Origin of the sequence: Pseudomonas sp. CH235 (assembly GCF_004368175.1) — a bacterium.
GTDB classification, from domain to species: Bacteria; Pseudomonadota; Gammaproteobacteria; order Pseudomonadales; family Pseudomonadaceae; genus Aquipseudomonas; species Aquipseudomonas paraglycinae.
Genome location: NZ_RRZJ01000016.1, coordinates 96,736 through 113,961, shown reverse-complemented (window position 1 = coordinate 113,961; position 17,226 = coordinate 96,736). Strand labels below are relative to the sequence as shown.

21 protein-coding genes and 2 pseudogenes are annotated in these 17,226 nt (G+C 58.4%); 15 read left to right on the top strand and 8 right to left on the bottom strand.

The genetic code is table 11. The features are described 5' to 3' along the window. The 3 genes and pseudogenes from EIY71_RS28685 to EIY71_RS17790 form a co-directional block, all read left to right on the top strand. On the top strand, positions 1 to 231 hold a 231-nt coding region (locus EIY71_RS28685), incomplete at its 5' end, for a hypothetical protein (RefSeq protein ID WP_218568798.1). 237 nt (positions 232 to 468) lie between these two features. Further along, positions 469 to 1,155, top strand: a pseudogene (locus tag EIY71_RS17795) (aldo/keto reductase); the annotation flags it as partial. Next, positions 1,151 to 1,747: pseudogene (locus tag EIY71_RS17790) on the top strand (LysR substrate-binding domain-containing protein); the annotation flags it as partial. The pseudogenes EIY71_RS17795 and EIY71_RS17790, both read left to right, overlap by 5 nt. A 90-nt stretch (positions 1,748 to 1,837) precedes the next feature. On the opposite strand, the gene EIY71_RS17785 reads toward EIY71_RS17790, so the two are convergent. Continuing rightward, entirely contained in the window at positions 1,838 to 2,572 is a 735-nt protein-coding gene (locus EIY71_RS17785) for an SDR family oxidoreductase (protein WP_102686749.1), read from the bottom strand. 180 nt (positions 2,573 to 2,752) lie between these two features. Further along, positions 2,753 to 3,697 (bottom strand): AraC family transcriptional regulator, encoded by a 945-nt coding sequence (locus EIY71_RS17780; RefSeq protein ID WP_134022544.1) that lies wholly within the window; start codon positions 3,695 to 3,697, stop codon positions 2,753 to 2,755. Between the two features lie 286 nt (positions 3,698 to 3,983). Between EIY71_RS17780 and EIY71_RS17775 the strand changes: the two genes are divergently transcribed. The 4 genes from EIY71_RS17775 (at position 3,984) to EIY71_RS17760 (ending at position 6,498) form a co-directional block, all read left to right on the top strand. Further along, entirely contained in the window at positions 3,984 to 4,748 is a 765-nt protein-coding gene (locus tag EIY71_RS17775) for an SDR family NAD(P)-dependent oxidoreductase (RefSeq protein ID WP_011333890.1), read from the top strand. Between the two features lie 177 nt (positions 4,749 to 4,925). Next, positions 4,926 to 5,222 carry a hypothetical protein gene (locus tag EIY71_RS17770; protein WP_085649060.1) on the top strand — a complete coding sequence of 99 codons (297 nt, stop codon included), beginning with the start codon at positions 4,926 to 4,928 and terminating at the stop codon, positions 5,220 to 5,222. Positions 5,223 to 5,241: 19 nt separating this feature from the next. After that, complete coding sequence (locus EIY71_RS17765; RefSeq protein WP_134022542.1) at positions 5,242 to 5,499, top strand: Atu4866 domain-containing protein; 258 nt, start codon at positions 5,242 to 5,244, stop codon at positions 5,497 to 5,499. Positions 5,500 to 5,580: 81 nt separating this feature from the next. Further along, positions 5,581 to 6,498, top strand: coding sequence for an AraC family transcriptional regulator (locus tag EIY71_RS17760; RefSeq protein ID WP_102718781.1), 918 nt, complete (start codon positions 5,581 to 5,583; stop codon positions 6,496 to 6,498). 329 nt (positions 6,499 to 6,827) lie between these two features. Here the strand turns inward: EIY71_RS17760 and EIY71_RS17755 are convergent, their stop codons facing one another. Then, positions 6,828 to 7,586: an SDR family NAD(P)-dependent oxidoreductase gene (locus EIY71_RS17755; RefSeq protein ID WP_102686746.1), complete on the bottom strand. Its 759-nt coding sequence runs from the start codon at positions 7,584 to 7,586 to the stop codon at positions 6,828 to 6,830. Positions 7,587 to 7,815: 229 nt separating this feature from the next. On the opposite strand from EIY71_RS17755, the gene EIY71_RS17750 reads away from it, so the two are divergent. After that, positions 7,816 to 9,270, top strand: a complete 1,455-nt coding sequence (locus EIY71_RS17750; protein WP_102718783.1) for an MFS transporter — start codon at positions 7,816 to 7,818, stop codon at positions 9,268 to 9,270. Between the two features lie 5 nt (positions 9,271 to 9,275). Here EIY71_RS17750 and EIY71_RS17745 read toward each other — a convergent pair whose 3' ends face one another. The 3 genes from EIY71_RS17745 to EIY71_RS17735 form a co-directional block, all read right to left on the bottom strand. Next, positions 9,276 to 10,127 carry a LysR family transcriptional regulator gene (locus EIY71_RS17745; protein WP_102686745.1) on the bottom strand — a complete coding sequence of 284 codons (852 nt, stop codon included), beginning with the start codon at positions 10,125 to 10,127 and terminating at the stop codon, positions 9,276 to 9,278. Positions 10,128 to 10,267: 140 nt separating this feature from the next. Further along, complete coding sequence (locus EIY71_RS17740; RefSeq protein WP_102686744.1) at positions 10,268 to 10,507, bottom strand: hypothetical protein; 240 nt, start codon at positions 10,505 to 10,507, stop codon at positions 10,268 to 10,270. 106 nt (positions 10,508 to 10,613) lie between these two features. Next, positions 10,614 to 10,844, bottom strand: coding sequence for a hypothetical protein (locus tag EIY71_RS17735; RefSeq protein ID WP_085747576.1), 231 nt, complete (start codon positions 10,842 to 10,844; stop codon positions 10,614 to 10,616). Between the two features lie 206 nt (positions 10,845 to 11,050). On the opposite strand from EIY71_RS17735, the gene EIY71_RS17730 reads away from it, so the two are divergent. After that, positions 11,051 to 11,860: a DUF1206 domain-containing protein gene (locus EIY71_RS17730; RefSeq protein WP_134022540.1), complete on the top strand. Its 810-nt coding sequence runs from the start codon at positions 11,051 to 11,053 to the stop codon at positions 11,858 to 11,860. Between the two features lie 57 nt (positions 11,861 to 11,917). Here EIY71_RS17730 and EIY71_RS17725 read toward each other — a convergent pair whose 3' ends face one another. Next, positions 11,918 to 12,394, bottom strand: a complete 477-nt coding sequence (locus EIY71_RS17725; protein ID WP_007955324.1) for a hemerythrin domain-containing protein — start codon at positions 12,392 to 12,394, stop codon at positions 11,918 to 11,920. Between the two features lie 286 nt (positions 12,395 to 12,680). Beyond that, positions 12,681 to 12,920 carry a hypothetical protein gene (locus EIY71_RS17720; RefSeq protein WP_085747577.1) on the bottom strand — a complete coding sequence of 80 codons (240 nt, stop codon included), beginning with the start codon at positions 12,918 to 12,920 and terminating at the stop codon, positions 12,681 to 12,683. A gap of 170 nt (positions 12,921 to 13,090) precedes the next feature. Here EIY71_RS17720 and EIY71_RS17715 point away from each other — a divergent pair, with 170 nt between their 5' ends. The 6 genes from EIY71_RS17715 (at position 13,091) to arsH (ending at position 17,189) form a co-directional block, all read left to right on the top strand. After that, a complete protein-coding gene (locus tag EIY71_RS17715; RefSeq protein ID WP_134022538.1) occupies positions 13,091 to 13,558 on the top strand; it encodes a metallophosphoesterase family protein in 468 nt (155 codons plus the stop codon). A gap of 42 nt (positions 13,559 to 13,600) precedes the next feature. Beyond that, positions 13,601 to 14,221 (top strand): LysE family translocator, encoded by a 621-nt coding sequence (locus EIY71_RS17710; RefSeq protein ID WP_102686741.1) that lies wholly within the window; start codon positions 13,601 to 13,603, stop codon positions 14,219 to 14,221. A gap of 117 nt (positions 14,222 to 14,338) precedes the next feature. Then, positions 14,339 to 14,686 (top strand): metalloregulator ArsR/SmtB family transcription factor, encoded by a 348-nt coding sequence (locus EIY71_RS17705; RefSeq protein WP_085747440.1) that lies wholly within the window; start codon positions 14,339 to 14,341, stop codon positions 14,684 to 14,686. Positions 14,687 to 14,708: 22 nt separating this feature from the next. Next, entirely contained in the window at positions 14,709 to 15,992 is a 1,284-nt protein-coding gene (locus EIY71_RS17700) for an arsenic transporter (RefSeq protein WP_102686740.1), read from the top strand. A 25-nt stretch (positions 15,993 to 16,017) separates the two neighbouring features. Then, positions 16,018 to 16,488, top strand: a complete 471-nt coding sequence (locus EIY71_RS17695; protein WP_085747442.1) for an arsenate reductase ArsC — start codon at positions 16,018 to 16,020, stop codon at positions 16,486 to 16,488. 11 nt (positions 16,489 to 16,499) lie between these two features. Continuing rightward, positions 16,500 to 17,189: an arsenical resistance protein ArsH gene (gene arsH, locus EIY71_RS17690; RefSeq protein WP_085604534.1), complete on the top strand. Its 690-nt coding sequence runs from the start codon at positions 16,500 to 16,502 to the stop codon at positions 17,187 to 17,189. Positions 17,190 to 17,226 lie beyond the last annotated feature (37 nt).

The following is a 17,226-nucleotide window of genomic DNA, read 5'->3' as shown; positions in this document are numbered from 1 at the left end:
TTTATAGCGTATTTCTGCGACGAGCTTTACAATGAACGAAACCCGATTCTTCACGGGCAGGAAACGACTTCATTCACCATGGAGAATTCTGCAAAGAAAATTGCCACAATCGAATATATATTAACTACAATCGAAACCTTCAACAAGAAACAAGCAATGGAGCGCATTGAGAAAAACATGTCGCCCGAGCTAAAATCACAAATATTGAATGCTTGCACCTCAGAGAACTAATCTCACGATCTTACGGCTAAATAGAGGGCTGATATCAGACAATGGATCAGCCCCTTTTTTCGCTCATATCCTGCCTGGACAGCATGCGCATTATCTGCCCCTGATCGGCCTCGGGAAAAACTTCGTCCCTGGTGAGATTAATGAAATCACCTCATAAACCCTTGCCGATTTACCCGTCTAGTCCCCTCTCCCGCGCTCGCTTACTGTTCTCCCAACGCCAAACCACGGGAGATCAGAATGCATAAGCGAACACTCGGCAACAGTTCACTCGAAGTCTCGGCCCTTGGCTTTGGCTGCATGGGGCTTAGCCATGGCTATGGCACCGCCACCGATACTCGACAAGCCATTTCCCTGATCCGCTCAGCGGTGGATCAAGGCGTGACGTTCTTCGATACCGCCGAGGTCTACGGCCCTTACCTGAATGACCAAGTGGTGGGCGACGCGCTGGCGCCGGTCCGCGATCAGGTGGTCATTGCCACCAAGTTCGGTTTTACCTTTGGCGACGACAACAAACAGCAGATTCTCAACAGCCGCCCGGAGCACATCCGGATCGCCGTCGAGGGTTCGTTGCGCCGGTTGAAGACCGATTACATCGACTTGCTCTACCAACACCGGGTCGACCCGGACGTGCCGATCGAGGACGTGGCTGGCGTGGTGAAAGCGCTGATCAGCGAAGGCAAAGTCAAACATTTCGGTCTGTCGGAGGCCGGTGCGCAAACCATCCGCCGTGCCCATGCCGTGCAACCGGTCACGGCGCTGCAAAGCGAGTATTCGTTGTGGTGGCGCGAACCCGAGCAGGACATTCTGCCGACGCTCTGGGAGCTGGGCATCGGCTTCGTGCCGTTCAGTCCGCTGGGCAAGGGTTTCCTCACAGGCACCGTGTCCGCCGAAACCACTTACGGCAGTGACGATTTTCGCAGCATCCGAACATGCGGCGAACAATATCCTCTGGCCCAAGCTGTCGAAGGTTTTGCCCGACTACCCGGACATCAAGGTCGAAATTACCGTCGACTACGCCCTCACCGACATTGTTGCGCAACGCTATGACGCCGGTGTTCGTCTGGGTGAACAGGTGGCCAAGGACATGATCGCCGTACCTATCGGCCCTTCGTTGCGCATCGCCGTCGTGGGCTCGCCCCAGTACTTCAAAAACCGACCGATTCCCATGACGCCGGGCGATCTGGCCGCGCACAACTGCATCAATCTGCGCCTGCCCACCCACGGCAGCCTGCTGCAATGGGATTTTGAAAAAGACGGGCACGAACTGAAGGCCCGGGTCGAGGGGCAATGGACGTTCAACAGCAGCGTGCCGATCCTGCGGGCGGCGGTGGCTGGATGCGGTTTGGGGTTTCTGCCGGAAGACAGGGTTGCCAAGGAACTGGCTGACGGCAGTCTGGTGCGGGTGCTTGAGGATTGGTGTCAGCCCTTTGCGGGCTACCACCTTTACTATCCGAATCGACGTGAGCATTCGTCGGCGTTTGGGGTTGTGGTGGATGCGCTGCTCCATAGAGGCTGAGAATCCACAGCCTTAATCTGCCATGCCTGACGAGAGCAGCCGCTCATAAGCGGCTGCTCCGAACCAGGTTTTGCTTGCACCCAGGAGCCCTCAGTGCGGACTGGCAGTCGGACGAACCACGATCTCACTCACATCGACATCGTCGGGCTGTTCGATGGCATAGGCGAGCGCTCGCGCAATGGCGTCTGCATTCAGCGCCACACGGCGGAAGGCTTTCATTTCCTCGCGGGCCACATCATCCGAAATCGTATCCGCCAATTCGGACTCGACGACGCCCGGGCACACCACGGTGACCCGGATCTTGTCCGTTTCCTGACGCAGACCATCCGAGATAGCCCTGACCGCGAATTTGGTCGCGCAGTACACCGCAGCTGTCGGAGAAACCGCGAGGCCACCAATCGACGAGATATTGATGACCTGACCGAAACCCTGCGCCTGCATGTCCGGCAGGACAGCGGCAATACCGTGCAATACGCCACGCACGTTGACATCGAGCATCTGGTTCCACTCGTCGACCTTCAACGAGGCCAGCGGAGACAACGGCATCACGCCCGCGTTATTGATGATCACATCGACCTTGCCATGTTGCGTCTTGGCGAACGCCACGAAGGCGTGCATCGATTGCAGATCCGTAACGTCCAGTGCGCAGGCACTTGCCGAGCCACCTTCGGCCTGGATCTCGCTGACCAGTTTGTCCAGACGCTCGGTACGGCGGGCACCGAGGACCACATGCGCGCCTTTGGCGGCGATCAACCTGGCCGCTGCTTCGCCAATACCGCTGCTTGCACCGGTAATCAGGACGACTTTGTTTTGAATGTTCGACATATCCGTAGCTCCTGCTGTCTGCATTGAGGTTCAGCACCGACCGCTGAAGACGCGTTCGTTGCTGCGGGGTACGTCGAAAAGATTAAGGGCGCAGACCTGTTCGACGCGTGCCGAAACCTGCGCAACTTTTGCCTATTCGTGTCTGTGTGCATCGCCTGCAAATTTGTAATGAAGCGCCGCTCAGGCCCCACGGAATTCGCTGGGCGTTACGCCCACTTCACGACGAAAGACCTGCGAGAAGTGACTGGGGCTTGAGTAGCCGACCTCCAGCCCGACGTCGATGATGCTAAGGCGGGTTTCCAGTAGCAGGTGCCGCGCACGAACCATGCGCAAGCGGATGAAGTAATGCGATGGCGACAGCCCCGTCGCACGTTTGAACAGGCGGCTGAAGTGGTATTCGCTCAGCTCGGCAAGGTTGGCCAGTGTTGCCAGGCTGAATTCAGCGCTCAGCTGCGCGCGCATGGCATCCGTGACTTTGCGCAGCTTGTAGGCTTGCAGGGCGTTGACCCGACGCCCGGGCTGGCTTTCAGCGAGATAGCTGCGCACCAGATGCACGGCCAGCGCCTGCGCCAGAGAGCGGGCGAAAAGCGCGCTGGGCGTGCGTTCCAGAAGCAATTCGGTGCGCAACTGCTCCATGACAAACGCGACGCGCCCGTCCCGTGCCCCTGAAACATCGCGCAAACGCACAGGCCCGGCGTGCTGGCCCGACAGCTCTCGAGACGCTAGCTCGATCAAGGGCAGCCCCAGATAAAGATGCATGACTTCGAAGGTATCGCCTCCGTGCGTCTGCCAGCGCATTTCATACGGCTCATCGGAACTGGTGAGGAAAAAATCGCCGGCACTGACATCTGCAGCTTCCCACTCGCCACCCAATGCGCGCTCCTCTACCGTCGCCGCCCCGGCCAGAACCAGAACGAGCAGCGGTTCCACCACTGCTGGCATGAGAATCGGCTCAGTAACGCTGCGATGGGTAAACAGCTGAATCACCACGTCGGTGATTTCCGGGCGCGAGGGTAACGCCTGCGGTTCGCCTGGCAGGAACTCACCCATCGACTCGCCGTTGATGCGCAAGTCTCGAGAGGATGTCGACAGCGCGTCCTGGGAGGTACGCCCGGTATTTGCCATGAACTCGTCCTTTTCAGATTCGGCTGTGCGAAGCCAGACAGGTCTCGGATGCTTGCCCGCACGCCGTGTCACGCAGACCGGCTCGATGATATCGGGCTTTTCCCGTGGGTTGAATCGAGCACCGAACCTCCCTCACTGACATTCAGCGCAAAACCCCGACAGCGTGGGCAATCTCACGAAAGCCGACCTCACTCCGCTGCGAGACAGTAGGCCCGTCGCCGATGACAGCGCCTCGCAGGCGCCAACACGGCTTATCCCTACTCGATCAAAAACGCTGGAGAACATCATGACCGACTTCAAGAACAGCACCCCAAACGAAGTGGCCGGTAAAGTCGCACTGGTCACTGGCGCGGCCAGTGGCATCGGCAAGGCCATCGCACTGCTGCTGCATGCCCGCGGCGCCCAGGTCATTGCTGAAGATATAAACCCTGAGGTGGAAGCACTGGCCCGCCCCGGCCTGGTCCCCCTGGTGGCCGACATCACTCAGGACGGAGCAGCCGAGCGCGCGGTCGCCCTGGCCGTCGAGCAATTCGGGCGGCTGGACATTCTGGTCAACAACGCCGGCATCATCATCAATAAACTGGTCATCGACATGACCCGCGAAGACTGGGAACGCATTCAGGCGGTCAACGCCACGGCGGCCTTTTTGCATAGCCGGGAGGCGGTCAAAGCGATGATGCCCAACAAGTCCGGATCGATCGTCAACATCGCGTCCTACGCCTCCTATTTCGCCTTCCCCACCATTGCCGCCTACACCGCCTCCAAAGGCGCGCTGGCCCAACTGACGCGCACCCTGGCGCTTGAGGTCATTGGCCACGGCATCCGCGTCAATGCTGTCGGTGTCGGCGATGTGGTGACCAACATCCTCAACAATGTGGTCGACGACGGCCCTGCCTTTCTCGCCCAACATGGCGAAGCGGCACCGATCGGCCGCGCCGCCCAACCGGAAGAAATCGCCGAAGTGGTCGCGTTCATCGCCTCGGATCGGGCCAGTTTCATGGTCGGTTCGGTGGTCATGGCCGACGGCGGCATGACGGTCACGGCCGGCTGAGCCGCAGCAAAAACGCGCCGCACGACGTGCCCGACCAGCCCGAGAGGATCAGGCAAATCTGCGGCAGTTTCGTCCTAACACCGCTGCGCTCGGCTACGTAATCTGAAAGCACGCAACGGATGCACACACAGGCCACGGCAGGCCGCTCAGATGAACAACGTCAATGAGGACTGAACAATGAAAAACGCAAAACGGCTTTCCCTTTCACTGGTGATCGGCGCGATGGTGGCCTGCGCGATCAACCTTTCCTCGACCAGCCTGTACCTGGCAGCTGACGGTGCTGATCGAACTCCAGGCATGCGCGTGAGTGAAGGTGGCAGTGACCGCACTCCGGGGTTCCGCGTTGCCGCTGATGGTTCGGACCGCACGCCAGGCATGCGCGTCACTGAAGGTGGCAGTGATCGCACTCCGGGTTTTCGCGTTGCCGAAAACGGCTCTGATCGCACGGCTTTGGGCCGTATCGGCTCAGTCTGAACATCCGAGGAGAAAAGTGATGAAAGATGCCAAAAAAACCACTCAGGACCATCGTTACGCAGGCATGTGGGTCACCGCGGATGGATTCATCCGTCATGAGCTTCTGACGACTGGTCGTTACGACGAGGCCCGTGGTAAAAACAAGAGCGCCTATCAGGGCCGCTATGAACTGGTCGGTGATTACATCCAGTACTGGGACGACACCGGCTTCGCCGCTGACGGCCACTTTCATGACGACGTGCTGTATCACGCCGGAATGATCCTGTATCGGCAATGAGTACTTTGATGATGTCGGGCGAATATCGTCTGCCTGAAAAGCTTCAGGCAGACGTTCATCAACACTTGTGAGAGCCTTGAAATGGAACAGAGCGATGCTTTCATCCTTCAAAACACAGCCGTCTACCGTGACGAACTGGTTCGCCTGCTGACGCAACGCTTTACCACACCCGGGATCTATGAGACCGCCATAGCGCCCCTGCATGTCATCCGTTTCGATGCACCTTCGGAGCTGATCCATACCGTGCACAAACCGGCACTTTGCCTGATCGTGCAAGGACAAAAGGAAATCGGCCTGGGTGACGACCAGTACCTTTACGACCCCCTCAGCTACCTGGTGGTTTCGGTCACCCTTCCGGTGTCCGGTCGCGTGCTGATGGCCAGCCCGGAGGCGCCCTACCTGTGTATCCGGTTTGATTTCGAGCCCACGGAAATCGCTCAGGTCATCGCCGACGCTCCGCCGGCAGGCGTCCCGGACGAGCCGGAGCTTGGCCTTTTTCTTGAGAAAGTCGATGTACCCCTGCTGGAAACCATGCTGCGGCTGGTCCGGCTGCTGGAAACACCGAAAGACATCGGCATGCTGGCACCGCTCGCCCTTCGCGAGTTGTATTACCGCCTCCTGCGGGGTGTGCACGGCCGTCGTCTGTATGAGCTTGCCCTCGGCGACTCGCAAACACGGCGAGTAACACGGGCAATCGACTGGTTGAACAACCACTACACCCAACCCTTGCGCATCGAAGAACTCGCCCGGGTCGCCAATTTGGGCAACTCCACATTGCATCATCGCTTCAAGGCGGTGACAGCCATGAGTCCGCTGCAGTATCAGAAACAACTGCGCCTGCAGGAAGCCCGCCGCCTGTTGCTCGGCGAAGGGCTGGATGTGGCGAGCGCCTGTTATCGAGTGGGCTACGAAAGCCCGTCGCAATTCAGCCGGGAATACAGTCGCCAGTTCGGGTGCCCGCCCTCCAGAGATGCCAGCCGGGTTCGGCATCCTGCGTGAACGCCTGGCCGGAGCCAGTTCAGGGCAGCAGAACGCCAGGGAAAGATCCAATACGACGGTTATTGAAGGAACCATCGGAGGTTGTTTAAGGGTTTCGGCTTTCGCTGTTTAAAGACACTCTGCGTTACTTCCTCAAGGCTACAACGCCTTGCGTCATTGCCTACGACTACGCCAGAGTCGGCCGGCTGAGGAATGAGTGTTGACCGAAGCTGCCATGGTGGATGGCAGCTATCGGCCAGAGCAAACGTTGCCGATTGTGACCAGGTCCAATCTCCAGTGTCCGCCCTCTTTTTATGTCGTGGAACAGGCCGTTCGCAGCGACAGAGACTTCAGATTTGCGACAAGCCACCGTCGACCATCAGCTCCACACCGTTCACATATCTGGCGTCGACCGAGGCCAAAAACAGTGCCGCGCTGGCGATTTCTTCAGGTTGTGCCATGTAGCCCAGTGGCGTGATTTGCTCGACGTATTGGCGTAGTGCAGCGATGTCGCTCTCGCTCATTTTCAGCCCGTTGTCCATCAGCGGCGTGCGTGTGAAGCCAGGGCTCAACACATTTGCGCGGATTTTGCGGTCCTTGAGTTCGTTGGCCCACGTGCGTGCAAATGATCGCACCGCCGCCTTCGACGCGTTGTACAGACTCAATCCCTCCATACCATTGCTGGAGCAGATCGAGGCGGTCAAGACGATGGACGAATTGTCTTTCATCAAGGGAAGAAGTGTTTGAACGCTGAAAAAAACGCCTTTCACGTTCACGTCGAACATGGCGTAGTAAGCAGCCTCGCTGGTCTCTCCGAGGGGATTTTTCTCACAGATCCCGGCATTCGCGAAGACCGCGTCAAGCCGGTCGTCCCGCGCCTGGATTGTCGCTTTGAGCGCGTCGAGATCGGCTTGGCGCGAGACGTCGGAAACCACCGCGAAAGCTTTGTCGCCGAGTCTGGCAACCGCCGCCTCCAGCATTACCGCTGCCCGTCCAGTGATGTAAACGCGTTTGGCGCCCTCGGCGATCAAGGCTTGCGCAATGGAAAATCCGATCCCCGTGGAACCGCCGGTCACTACGGCAACCTGATCGCTGAATTTTCCTGACATGTCTGACTCCTCGGTCGTTGATAAAGGGGTCGTCTGAAACGACCTTGCTCATGGTGAGCGTCATCGGAGCAGAGCGGCACTGACAGGAATGAACATTGATCGTGCAGTTTTGTAAGGCGAAAACGCAGGAGTGATTCCCTAAATTGGAACCCATGACTTGGTCCGAGCGGGCGCGAAGCCTTGCCTTTCACTTGTCGTCACACCTGAGTTTCCCTACAGGATGCCTGTCATGTCTCGAATCGAAATCGAAGTGTCCGAACCCCGGCGCTGGTTGATGTTTGCCATCTTGCTCGTCGGTGCGTTTCTACCGCCCCTGGATTTTTTTATCGTCAACGTCGCGCTGCCCTCGATACAGGACGACTTGGGGACAGGTTCCTCTGCCGAGCAGTTGGTGATTTCTTCCTACGCGACGCTCTATGCCGTGACGCTGATTACCGGCGGGCGACTCGGCGACCTGTACGGTCGCGGGCGGATGTTCTTCCTTGGCCTGCTGGGTTTTGCCGCCGCGTCACTGATGTGTGGCGTGGCAGGTTCGCCGTGGATCCTCATCCTCGGCCGAGCCTTGCAGGGGGTGACCGCCGCCGTAATGGCTCCTCAGGCGCTCGCATCGGTGCAGGCGATTTTTCCGGCGTCGGAAAGACCATTGGCATTGAGCCTGTACGGAGCCGTGTTTGGGCTGGCATCCGTGATCGGTCAGGCACTGGGCGGCTTTTTGATTGAAATCGACGTTTTGGGCATGGGGTGGCGGGCGATTTTTCTCGTTAATCTACCGATTGCATTGCTGGTGATTGCGTTCGGCATCCCTGTGCTGAAAGAAACCCGTGCGCAGCATGCCAACAAGCTGGATCTGGTGGGCACAGCATTTTCGATGCTGACCCTGACCGCTCTGGTCGTGCCTTTGATTGAAGGTCGCGAGGCGGGATGGCCGTTGTGGGCATGGCTTTCACTGGCCGCCAGCCCTGTGCTGGCGGTATTGTTCTGGCGCTACGAGAACCGCTTGCACCGAACTGGTGGGACCCCCATCCTCGCACCGGCCGTACTGAAAGCACCGGGCCTGGGGCGAGCGCTACTGGTCGCGCTTTGCTTCTATTCAATCGGTGTGTTTTTTCTGATGTTTTCGATTTACCTGCAAGGCGCGCTGCATATGACCGCGCTGCATGCCGGGCTGATTTTCCTGCCGTTCGGCGCTGGGTTTCTGCTCGGCCCCCTGTCGGTCCCTCTACTCAGACGCATCCTCGGGGGCTACGTGAATCCCATAGGCATGGGACTGGAGGTTTTCGGACTGCTATGGCTGGGCTGGCTCGTGTCAGTGACACCGACCACCCTCGCCCCGCCCTTCACATCACTCACGATCATCCTGTTCCTGATCGGTCTGGGACAAGGCCTGGGCCTGCCGACGTTGATGCGCATGGTCACGGGGCGGGTCGCGCCGGCGTATGCCGGAATGATCGCAGGCATCACCAGCGCAACGCTGCAAATCAGCACATCGCTGAGCGTCGCGCTGATTGGCGGTGTCTTTTATACCTTGCTGGGAGAACCGGCTACGGCAGTCAGCATCGCTTACGCGTTCACTATCGCGGTACTGTGCATCGCCGTCTGTCTGGCCGTGGGAGCAGCGATAAGCCTGACGTTAGCGCGCCAGCCAGTGCATGTACCGGAGGTATCGGCTGTCCGTTTGACCTGAGGGGGCTACCCCGCGCCGATCATGCTGGAAGCGAGGTCGGCCAGCGCACGCAGCCGGTCCATCTGACGCATGTCCTGGTGATAACCCATCCAGATGTCCCGCCCTGGTGGCGGCTCATCCTCATCCAGCAGGCGCAGTCCTGATATGGAGTCGCCGAGGACGCGGGGCAATACGGCAACACCAAGCCCCTTCGCGCACATTTGCGCCTGAACTGTACGGCTGCTGCTGGTGAACACTGTGCGGGCCCGCGGATACCGCTGCTGCAACCAATGCACGTCGGGGTAATGAGCCTGGGCAACGTTCATGAGGATCAGCCCCAGGCCTTCACCGTCCGGCTGCGGCGCCGGAGCATGCAAAGCGGCGTAGAGTCCGTAAGTCAGGGTTGTCAGCTTGCGGTGGACGATGTCGGGTTCGGTGAAAGGCACGATCCGGAAGGCGATGTCGGCATCCCGGCGAGCGAGGTCGAACAGACGATGCCCGGCGATGACTTCGGGAACGATCAACGGATACCGTTGCACCAGTTCGCTCAGCACCGGCGCCAACACATGGCAGGCGAACCAGTCGGCCGAGGATATGCGCAACAGGCCTTCCGGCTGATCGCCATGTCCTGCCAAACGACGCTCGATAGCCAAGGCGCTGTGTTCCATGTCCTGCGCCAGACTGAGAATCCTCTCACCAACATCCGTGAGCACCAGCCCTTGAGCCGTCCGCAGGAAAAAGGTTTGCCCGCTGGTATGTTCAAGCACCTGCAGGCGCCGCCCGACGGTCGGGTGACTGACCCCCAACTGCCTGGCGGCACCACCGAGCGAGCCACTGCGGGCAATCGCCAGGAAGACCCGCATGTCACTCCAGTCCATGCCCTCGTCCCATACTGAAAATGAACGATGAGGTTGCAACAATGGCCGTCCCGCAGCAATACCCTGAACCACGTGCTTCGAAACCATTATCAAGAGCAGTGGCTTTGAAATGAACGTTGGCTCAGTCGGAGCGGATCACCCTACTCGCCTTGGGCATCCACCACTTCGATTCGAGTGATTCCGACCAGACTCGCCTGCTCGATAATCTCCTCAGGTGTCGAGTCTGCGTCAGGCATGATCAGGCTGTTCTCGCCATCCCCGAAATGTAACTGCAACAAGTGCATGGCCGCGTCCTGAATGGGCAATCCAGGCTGCTTCAGTTCGAGCTGATGGGTACGGGGCTGGTCGTTGAACAGGTACGTGATCGTGTAATTGCGCATGGATGACACCCTCAGAATGGTAATCGGCACCTATCCTGACTGAGTGGTCAGCTTATAGTTCAAGCAGATGACTGTTCATGAATTTCGATCCAGTCACGTGATCTGATCAGCCTCGCGACAAGGACTTCAGACGCTCGACCAGTGCGGCTTCAAAAATGATGTACAGCCGTTCGGCATCGCCGGCACGCAAAGCTCCGCCGGTTTCCAGTCCCAGCACGAATCCATCCGCCCGCGCCCCTGCCTTGACAGCAATGATCATCGAATCTGCCCGGACAATCTGCGCCAGCAGTCGATCTGCTTCACGCTGAATCTTCTCGCCCAACACTACGCCTTCCACATCGCCACCCAATACCTTCAATTCGACATCCAATACACGACAGCGATAACCGCTGAAACCCAAATGATGGGTCAGGATCGTCCAGCCCGCAACAACAGCTCACATCGCCCTTGGGTCCACAGTTGGCGCGATCATCTACGACTTGTAATAGAACCCCCTCCAGAAAGGAGGGTCTGCTCTTTTATGACCTCTCGGAAGTAAATCCAATGTCCGCGCAGCGCAACCTGGTAATACTCGCTCGGGGTGGATACGCCTCCCGCGGGATGCTCTATTTGATCATCGGTATATTTGCCTTGATGGCAGCCCATGACTCGACAAAACCGAAGGACAGTCACAAGAGCCTGGAGGCCTTGCTGAGCCAACCGTTCGGCTATTTTCTGGTGGGACTTGTGGTCGCGGGTCTGCTTGCATTTTCGGCCTGGCGTGTCCTTCAAGCCGTACGCGATGTCGATCATCACGGCACGCAATTCAAGGGTCTGGTGATTCGTGCAGGCCTGTTTGCAGGAGGCTTGGTCAACGGTGCTCTAGCGTTTTTCGCGTTGGGCCTGCTCGTCAGCGGCACCCGAAACTCGAGCCATTCAGGAGAGCAAACCAAAGATTGGCTGGCGCATCTTCTGTCGTGGGAACACTCGAATTTATTGTTGTATCTGATCGCGCTCATACCACTGGGCGTTGGAGTTGCTCACATCATCAAGGGATGGAAGGCTTCGTTCGAAAAGTATTTTGAGGCCGACGACGAAGTCATGCGTTACGTTCGTCCGGTGTCACAATTCGGCCTGATCGCCCGCGGAGTCGTGTTTATGGAAATTGCTTTGCTGCTGGCAGTGAGCGGTTCCGCTTATCAAGCCATGGATCCACCCGGCATGAAGGAAGCGCTGGACGCACTCCAGAATCTACCCGCTGGATGGCTTGTCTTGATGGTGATGGCCCTGGGGCTGATTGCCTTCTCGGTTTACAGTTTCTCTGAAGCGTGTTGGCGCAAGATAAACATGGATGTGCCAGGCGTAGCCAAATGAAAAGCCCGGCATTAAGCCGGGCTTTTGATTGCGCCGCAGGTCCGTCTATCTATTTGTTCAGGCCGCCATATTCGACCCGCTGAGGCTTTTCTTCAGTGAAGCCTTCATCACTTCCATTTCCTTGCCCAACTCCTCGAGCTTGGCATTGCCCAGCAGCTTTTTGGCCTGGGGAAACATCTCGGTTTCCTCTTCCTCGATATGGTGTTCCAGAAGCTCCTTGACCACCTTCACGCGCCCGGCGAACTCGGGTGTAGAAGGATCGGTGGACTTCAGGTCTGGCAATACCAGTGAATCTACTGTGCGATGTTCTTCTTTCGCCTCGTAGTACATCTCATCCTGTTCCTTACCGCCTGCTTCCTTGAAAGCCGGATACAGAATCTGCTCCTCGAGCTGGGTATGAATGGTAATTTCCAGTTCAAGCTTGTCCAGCAACTCCGCCCGCTTTTTTAATGCGCGATCGGTGGATTCACTGAGTTGATTCAGAATGCCTTTAACTTTTTCGTGGTCAGTTTTCAGAAGGTCGATGGCGTTCATTTGAGGCCTCTATCACGGATTATTGTTAGCCGATCCAGCTCGGCAATTCTTGCGTTATTCCAGATAGATCTCGCATATTTTGTGCCAGCACCTCAGCTTTTAAATGGCATTAAACATCAACGACTTGCGCAATATGATGGCCAAATATAAGCATGCACTCTGCATGAGCAGGGGTTGAGGTTCTTGCAAATAGCGGAAGTGAACCAATACACGGCAACGGCTGCGAGAGGTAATAATGATTGGAAATACAGGTGGAGGACGCTAGGGCCAGTAGCCCTAGCTGATATCACTTTTTCTTGTTCGCCGGTTTTTCTGCTTTGTCTGATTTCTTAGCTTTGGTTGATTTACCATCAGCTTTCTTGTCAGATTTTTTTGGTTCGGCATCTTTCTTCTTGTCTTTCTTTTCGGACGATTTGGCAAGCGCCGAGGCTGCCGCTGACTTTTTCGTCGGGGACGATTTTTTGTCTTTCAATTCCTTGGCATTTTTCGAGGACTCACCTTTATTTTTCTTCTCTTCTTTAGCCACGTCGACCACCTCTCGAAGTGCCGGTATTGGCACATTGCCTATGAATTTTTCCACAAGCTGATCATTAGGCGAGAGCGTCCTGAAGCGGTTCAAATTATTTGATACCGTTAAATGGCTTCATATATAACCGAACCAGCAATTCGTCTTTCAAAACATCAACGGAGATATCCATGAAAACCGCCCTGATCTCCGACACCCACAACCTCCTCCGCCCCGAAGCCCTCGCCGCGCTCCAGGGCTGTGACCAGATCATCCACGCCGGCGACATCGGCAACCCGGAAATCCTCGCCCAACTGGCCAAAATCGCCCCCGTTCACGCCGTGCGCGGCAACAACGACCTCAACAGCCAATGGGCCGAAAACCTCCCCGACCTTTTGACCTTCACCCTCTATGGCTGGTCTACCCTCCTCGTCCACGACATCGCCGATGTCCCCGCTGATCTCGATCCGGGCATCAGGCTCATCATCACCGGCCATTCCCACAAACCCCGCATCGAATGGCGCGGTGACCGTCTCTACGTGAACCCCGGCAGCGCCGGCCCTCGGCGTTTCAAGTTGCCGGTCACGCTGGCGATCCTCGAGATACAACCCGACCGCATCGAACCGCGCCTGATTTCCCTGCTGGATCCCCCTGCCTGAAACCGCTACCGTTCCCAATCCAGAACAGGGAACCCACGCGCCATGTCCATCGCCGACAACCTCCTCGCCTTCACTTTCGCTGCCACGCTACTGACCCTGACGCCCGGTCTCGACACCGCGCTGGTGCTGCGCACCGCCACCGTCGAAGGCAAGCAGCAGGCGTTGCGTGCGGCGTTGGGGATCAATGCTGGTTGTCTGTTGTGGGGTGCGGCGGTGGCGTTTGGGTTGGGGGCGTTGATTGCGGTGTCGGAGCTGGCCTACAACCTGTTGAAGTATTGCGGCGCGGCATATCTGGCGTGGCTGGGGTTGAACATGCTGCTGCGCCCTCGCCGTTCGCTGGCACCGGCCGAGGCCGACGGCAAGCCGGGGGCGAACTGGTTTTTCAAGGGCATGCTGGGGAATGTGCTGAATCCGAAGATCGGGATTTTCTACGTGTCGTTTCTGCCGCAGTTCATTCCGCAAGGTCAGCCGCTGGTGCCGTGGACATTCGGGCTGGTGAGCATTCATGTGGTGCTCGGGCTGATCTGGTCGCTGGTGTTGATTGGCGCGACGCAGCCGTTGTCCGGTTTTCTGCGGCGGGAAAAGGTGATTCGCTGGATGGATCGCACCACCGGGATGATTTTCGTGCTGTTCGCCGCGCGGCTGGCGTTCGGCAAGCGTTGAGGCGCCTGCGCTAAACACACCTTCGGTCGAGAGCTGCCACTTCATCAAACTCAAGACTTGCCCATCACATATGGATATCCGTATATTCGGACAACCATATGTTCTGAAGGCATCGTCATGCTCAACCCCGCCTCCGTTTTCAAATGCCTCGCCGACGAAACCCGCGCCCGGGCCACGCTGCTGATCACCCGTGAAGGTGAGTTGTGTGTCTGCGAACTGGTCTGCGCGCTGGACGACAGTCAGCCGAAAATCTCCCGCCATCTCGCGCAACTGCGCACCTGCGGTCTGTTGCTGGATCGTCGTCAGGGCCAGTGGGTTTATTACCGGCTCAACCCTGATCTGCCGGCATGGATTCGCACGCTGCTTGAAACCACGCTCGCCGCCAACACCGCCTGGCTGGAAGAAAACAGCGCGCGGCTGGCGGTCATGGGCGATCGCCCGCTCAACACCTCCGCTTGCTGCTAAGCCTCAGGCTTTCGGGATTCCCATGTTTTTTGCTTTTGCCATTTTTCTGTTCACGATTGTGCTGGTCATCTGGCAGCCGAAGGGGCTGGGTGTCGGCTGGAGTGCGACGCTCGGCGCGGTGCTGGCGCTGCTCAGCGGGGTTGTGACCCTGGGCGATATTCCCACGGTGTGGGGCATTGTCTGGAACGCGACCGCGACGTTCATTGCCGTCATCATCATTAGCCTGTTGCTCGATGAAGCCGGTTTTTTCCAGTGGTCCGCGTTGCACGTCGCCCGTTGGGCAAAGGGCGATGGCCGGCGTCTGTTCGCCTTTACGGTGTTGCTGGGCGCGGCCGTTTCTGCGCTGTTTGCCAACGATGGCGCGGCGCTGATCCTGACGCCGATTGTGATTTCGATACTGCTCGCCCTGCGCTTCTCGGCTGCTTCCACTTTGGCGTTCGTCATGGCGGCCGGTTTCATCGCCGATACCGCGAGCCTGCCGCTGGTGGTGTCCAACCTGGTCAACATCGTTTCCGCCGATTATTTCGGCCTGGGCTTCAGCGAATACGCCTCGGTGATGGTGCCGGTCAACGTGGTTGCCGTGGCCTCCACTCTGGGGGTGCTGTACTGGTTTTTCCGGCGTGACATACCCACACATTACTCACTGGATGACTTGCAGGATCCACGACTGGCCACCCGCGACGGGCTGACTTTCCGGGTCGGCTGGATCGTGTTGGGGTTGCTCCTGATCGGTCTGTTCGCCCTGGAACCGCTGGGCATTCCCATCAGTGCAATTGCTGCAGTTTGCGCCACGCTGCTGTTCGCGGTGGCGGCGCGGGGTCATGTGATTTCGACCCGGCGCGTACTGCGCGAAGCCCCTTGGCAGATCGTGATTTTCTCGCTCGGCATGTACCTGGTGGTGTACGGACTGAAGAACGCCGGGCTGACGGATTATCTGGCGATGGCACTGAATTATCTGGCCAACACCGGGCTCTGGGGCGCGGCGCTGGGTACGGGATTTCTGACCGCCCTGCTGTCGTCCGCGATGAATAACATGCCAACGGTGTTGGTGGGCGCGTTGTCGATCCAGGCCAGTGATGCCGTCGGCGTGATACGCGAGGCGATGATCTACGCCAACGTCATCGGCTCCGACCTGGGCCCGAAAATCACCCCCATCGGCAGTCTGGCGACGCTGCTCTGGCTGCACGTGCTGGAGCGCAAAGGAATCCGCATCACCTGGGGTTATTACTTCAAGACCGGCGTGGTGCTGACCCTGCCGATTCTGTTCATCACCTTGTCTGCCCTGGCCCTGCGCCTGAGCGTTTAACGCCTGTCTGGAAAGAGGAATCATCATGCGCGTTCTATTCATGTGCACCGCCAACAGCTGCCGCAGCATTCTCTCGGAGGCGATGTTCAATCACTTGGCGCCGGCCGGTTTCGAAGCAGTCAGCGCCGGCAGCTTCCCCAAGGGCCAGGTGCTGCCACGCAGCCTGACCACGTTGCAGGCGGCCGGCATTTCCATCGCCGGGTTGAGCAGCAAGGGCAACGAGGCCTTCGAGGACAACCCGCCGGACATCGTCATCACCGTGTGCGACAAGGCCGCCGGTGAAGCCTGCCCGGTGTACTTCGGCCCGGCCCTAAAAGCCCATTGGGGGCTGGAGGATCCTTCGGATGTGCGCGGTGATGAAGAAACCATCGACGCCGCTTTCCGCGCCACTCTCGCCCGAATCGAAACCCGCTGCCGAGCCTTCCTCGCCCTGCCCTTCGCCGAACTTGACCGTGATGCCCTCAAGCGCGAGCTCGACCGCGTCAGCACGCTGTAACCGGAGCCGACATGACCGACCTGCCCAACCTCGATCCTTCACTGGTTCAAACAACCACGCATGACGAAGGCGCCCACAAGCCGCGCATCCTTTTGCTGTACGGTTCGACCCGCCCGCGCTCCTTCAGCCGCTTGCTGGTAGAAGAAGCTGCCCGCCTGCTGGAGCACTTCGGAGCCGAGACGCGGATCTTCAACCCTTCAGGCCTGCCACTGCCGGATGATGCCCCCGGCGATCACCCGAAAGTCCAGGAACTGCTCGAACTGATGCAATGGTCCGAAGGCCAGGTCTGGTGCTCGCCCGAACGCCACGGCGCGATGTCGGCGGTGTTCAAGGCGCAGATCGACTGGGTGCCGCTGGCCCTCGGCGCGGTCCGCCCGACCCAGGGTAAAACCCTCGCGGTAATGCAGGTCTGCGGCGGTTCGCAATCGTTCAACGTGGTCAATCAACTGCGCGTGCTGGGCCGCTGGATGCGCATGTTCACCATCCCCAATCAGTCGTCGGTGCCCAAGGCCTATCTGGAATTCGACGAAGGCAACCGCATGAAACCCTCGGCGCTGTACGACCGGGTGGTAGACGTGATGGAAGAGTTGGTGAAGTTCACGCTGTTGCTGCGTGATCGCCCGGACCTGGTGGATCGTTATTCCGAGCGCAAGGAGTCGGCAGAAGAGTTGATGCAGCGGGTCAATCAGCGGTCGATCTGATGACCAGACCTCACAATAAAAAACCGGTGCGAACGTT

Bases quoted from the DNA above. Each gene is read 5' to 3' on its own strand.
- EIY71_RS17750 (WP_102718783.1), top strand. From the start codon at position 7,816: ATGTCTCGAATCGAAATCGAAGTGTCCGAACCCCGGCGCTGGTTGATG.
- EIY71_RS17770 (WP_085649060.1), top strand. From the start codon at position 4,926: ATGAAAAACGCAAAACGGCTTTCCCTTTCACTGGTGATCGGCGCGATG.
- EIY71_RS17705 (WP_085747440.1), top strand. From the start codon at position 14,339: ATGCTCAACCCCGCCTCCGTTTTCAAATGCCTCGCCGACGAAACCCGC.
- EIY71_RS17725 (WP_007955324.1), bottom strand. From the start codon at position 12,394: ATGAACGCCATCGACCTTCTGAAAACTGACCACGAAAAAGTTAAAGGC.
- EIY71_RS17785 (WP_102686749.1), bottom strand. From the start codon at position 2,572: ATGTCGAACATTCAAAACAAAGTCGTCCTGATTACCGGTGCAAGCAGC.
- EIY71_RS17765 (WP_134022542.1), top strand. From the start codon at position 5,242: ATGAAAGATGCCAAAAAAACCACTCAGGACCATCGTTACGCAGGCATG.
- EIY71_RS17700 (WP_102686740.1), top strand. From the start codon at position 14,709: ATGTTTTTTGCTTTTGCCATTTTTCTGTTCACGATTGTGCTGGTCATC.
- EIY71_RS17710 (WP_102686741.1), top strand. From the start codon at position 13,601: ATGTCCATCGCCGACAACCTCCTCGCCTTCACTTTCGCTGCCACGCTA.
- EIY71_RS17740 (WP_102686744.1), bottom strand. From the start codon at position 10,507: ATGCGCAATTACACGATCACGTACCTGTTCAACGACCAGCCCCGTACC.
- arsH (WP_085604534.1), top strand. From the start codon at position 16,500: ATGACCGACCTGCCCAACCTCGATCCTTCACTGGTTCAAACAACCACG.
- EIY71_RS17760 (WP_102718781.1), top strand. From the start codon at position 5,581: ATGGAACAGAGCGATGCTTTCATCCTTCAAAACACAGCCGTCTACCGT.
- EIY71_RS17745 (WP_102686745.1), bottom strand. From the start codon at position 10,127: ATGGACTGGAGTGACATGCGGGTCTTCCTGGCGATTGCCCGCAGTGGC.
- EIY71_RS17755 (WP_102686746.1), bottom strand. From the start codon at position 7,586: ATGTCAGGAAAATTCAGCGATCAGGTTGCCGTAGTGACCGGCGGTTCC.
- EIY71_RS17695 (WP_085747442.1), top strand. From the start codon at position 16,018: ATGCGCGTTCTATTCATGTGCACCGCCAACAGCTGCCGCAGCATTCTC.
- EIY71_RS17730 (WP_134022540.1), top strand. From the start codon at position 11,051: ATGTCCGCGCAGCGCAACCTGGTAATACTCGCTCGGGGTGGATACGCC.
- EIY71_RS17715 (WP_134022538.1), top strand. From the start codon at position 13,091: ATGAAAACCGCCCTGATCTCCGACACCCACAACCTCCTCCGCCCCGAA.
- EIY71_RS17775 (WP_011333890.1), top strand. From the start codon at position 3,984: ATGACCGACTTCAAGAACAGCACCCCAAACGAAGTGGCCGGTAAAGTC.
- EIY71_RS17780 (WP_134022544.1), bottom strand. From the start codon at position 3,697: ATGGCAAATACCGGGCGTACCTCCCAGGACGCGCTGTCGACATCCTCT.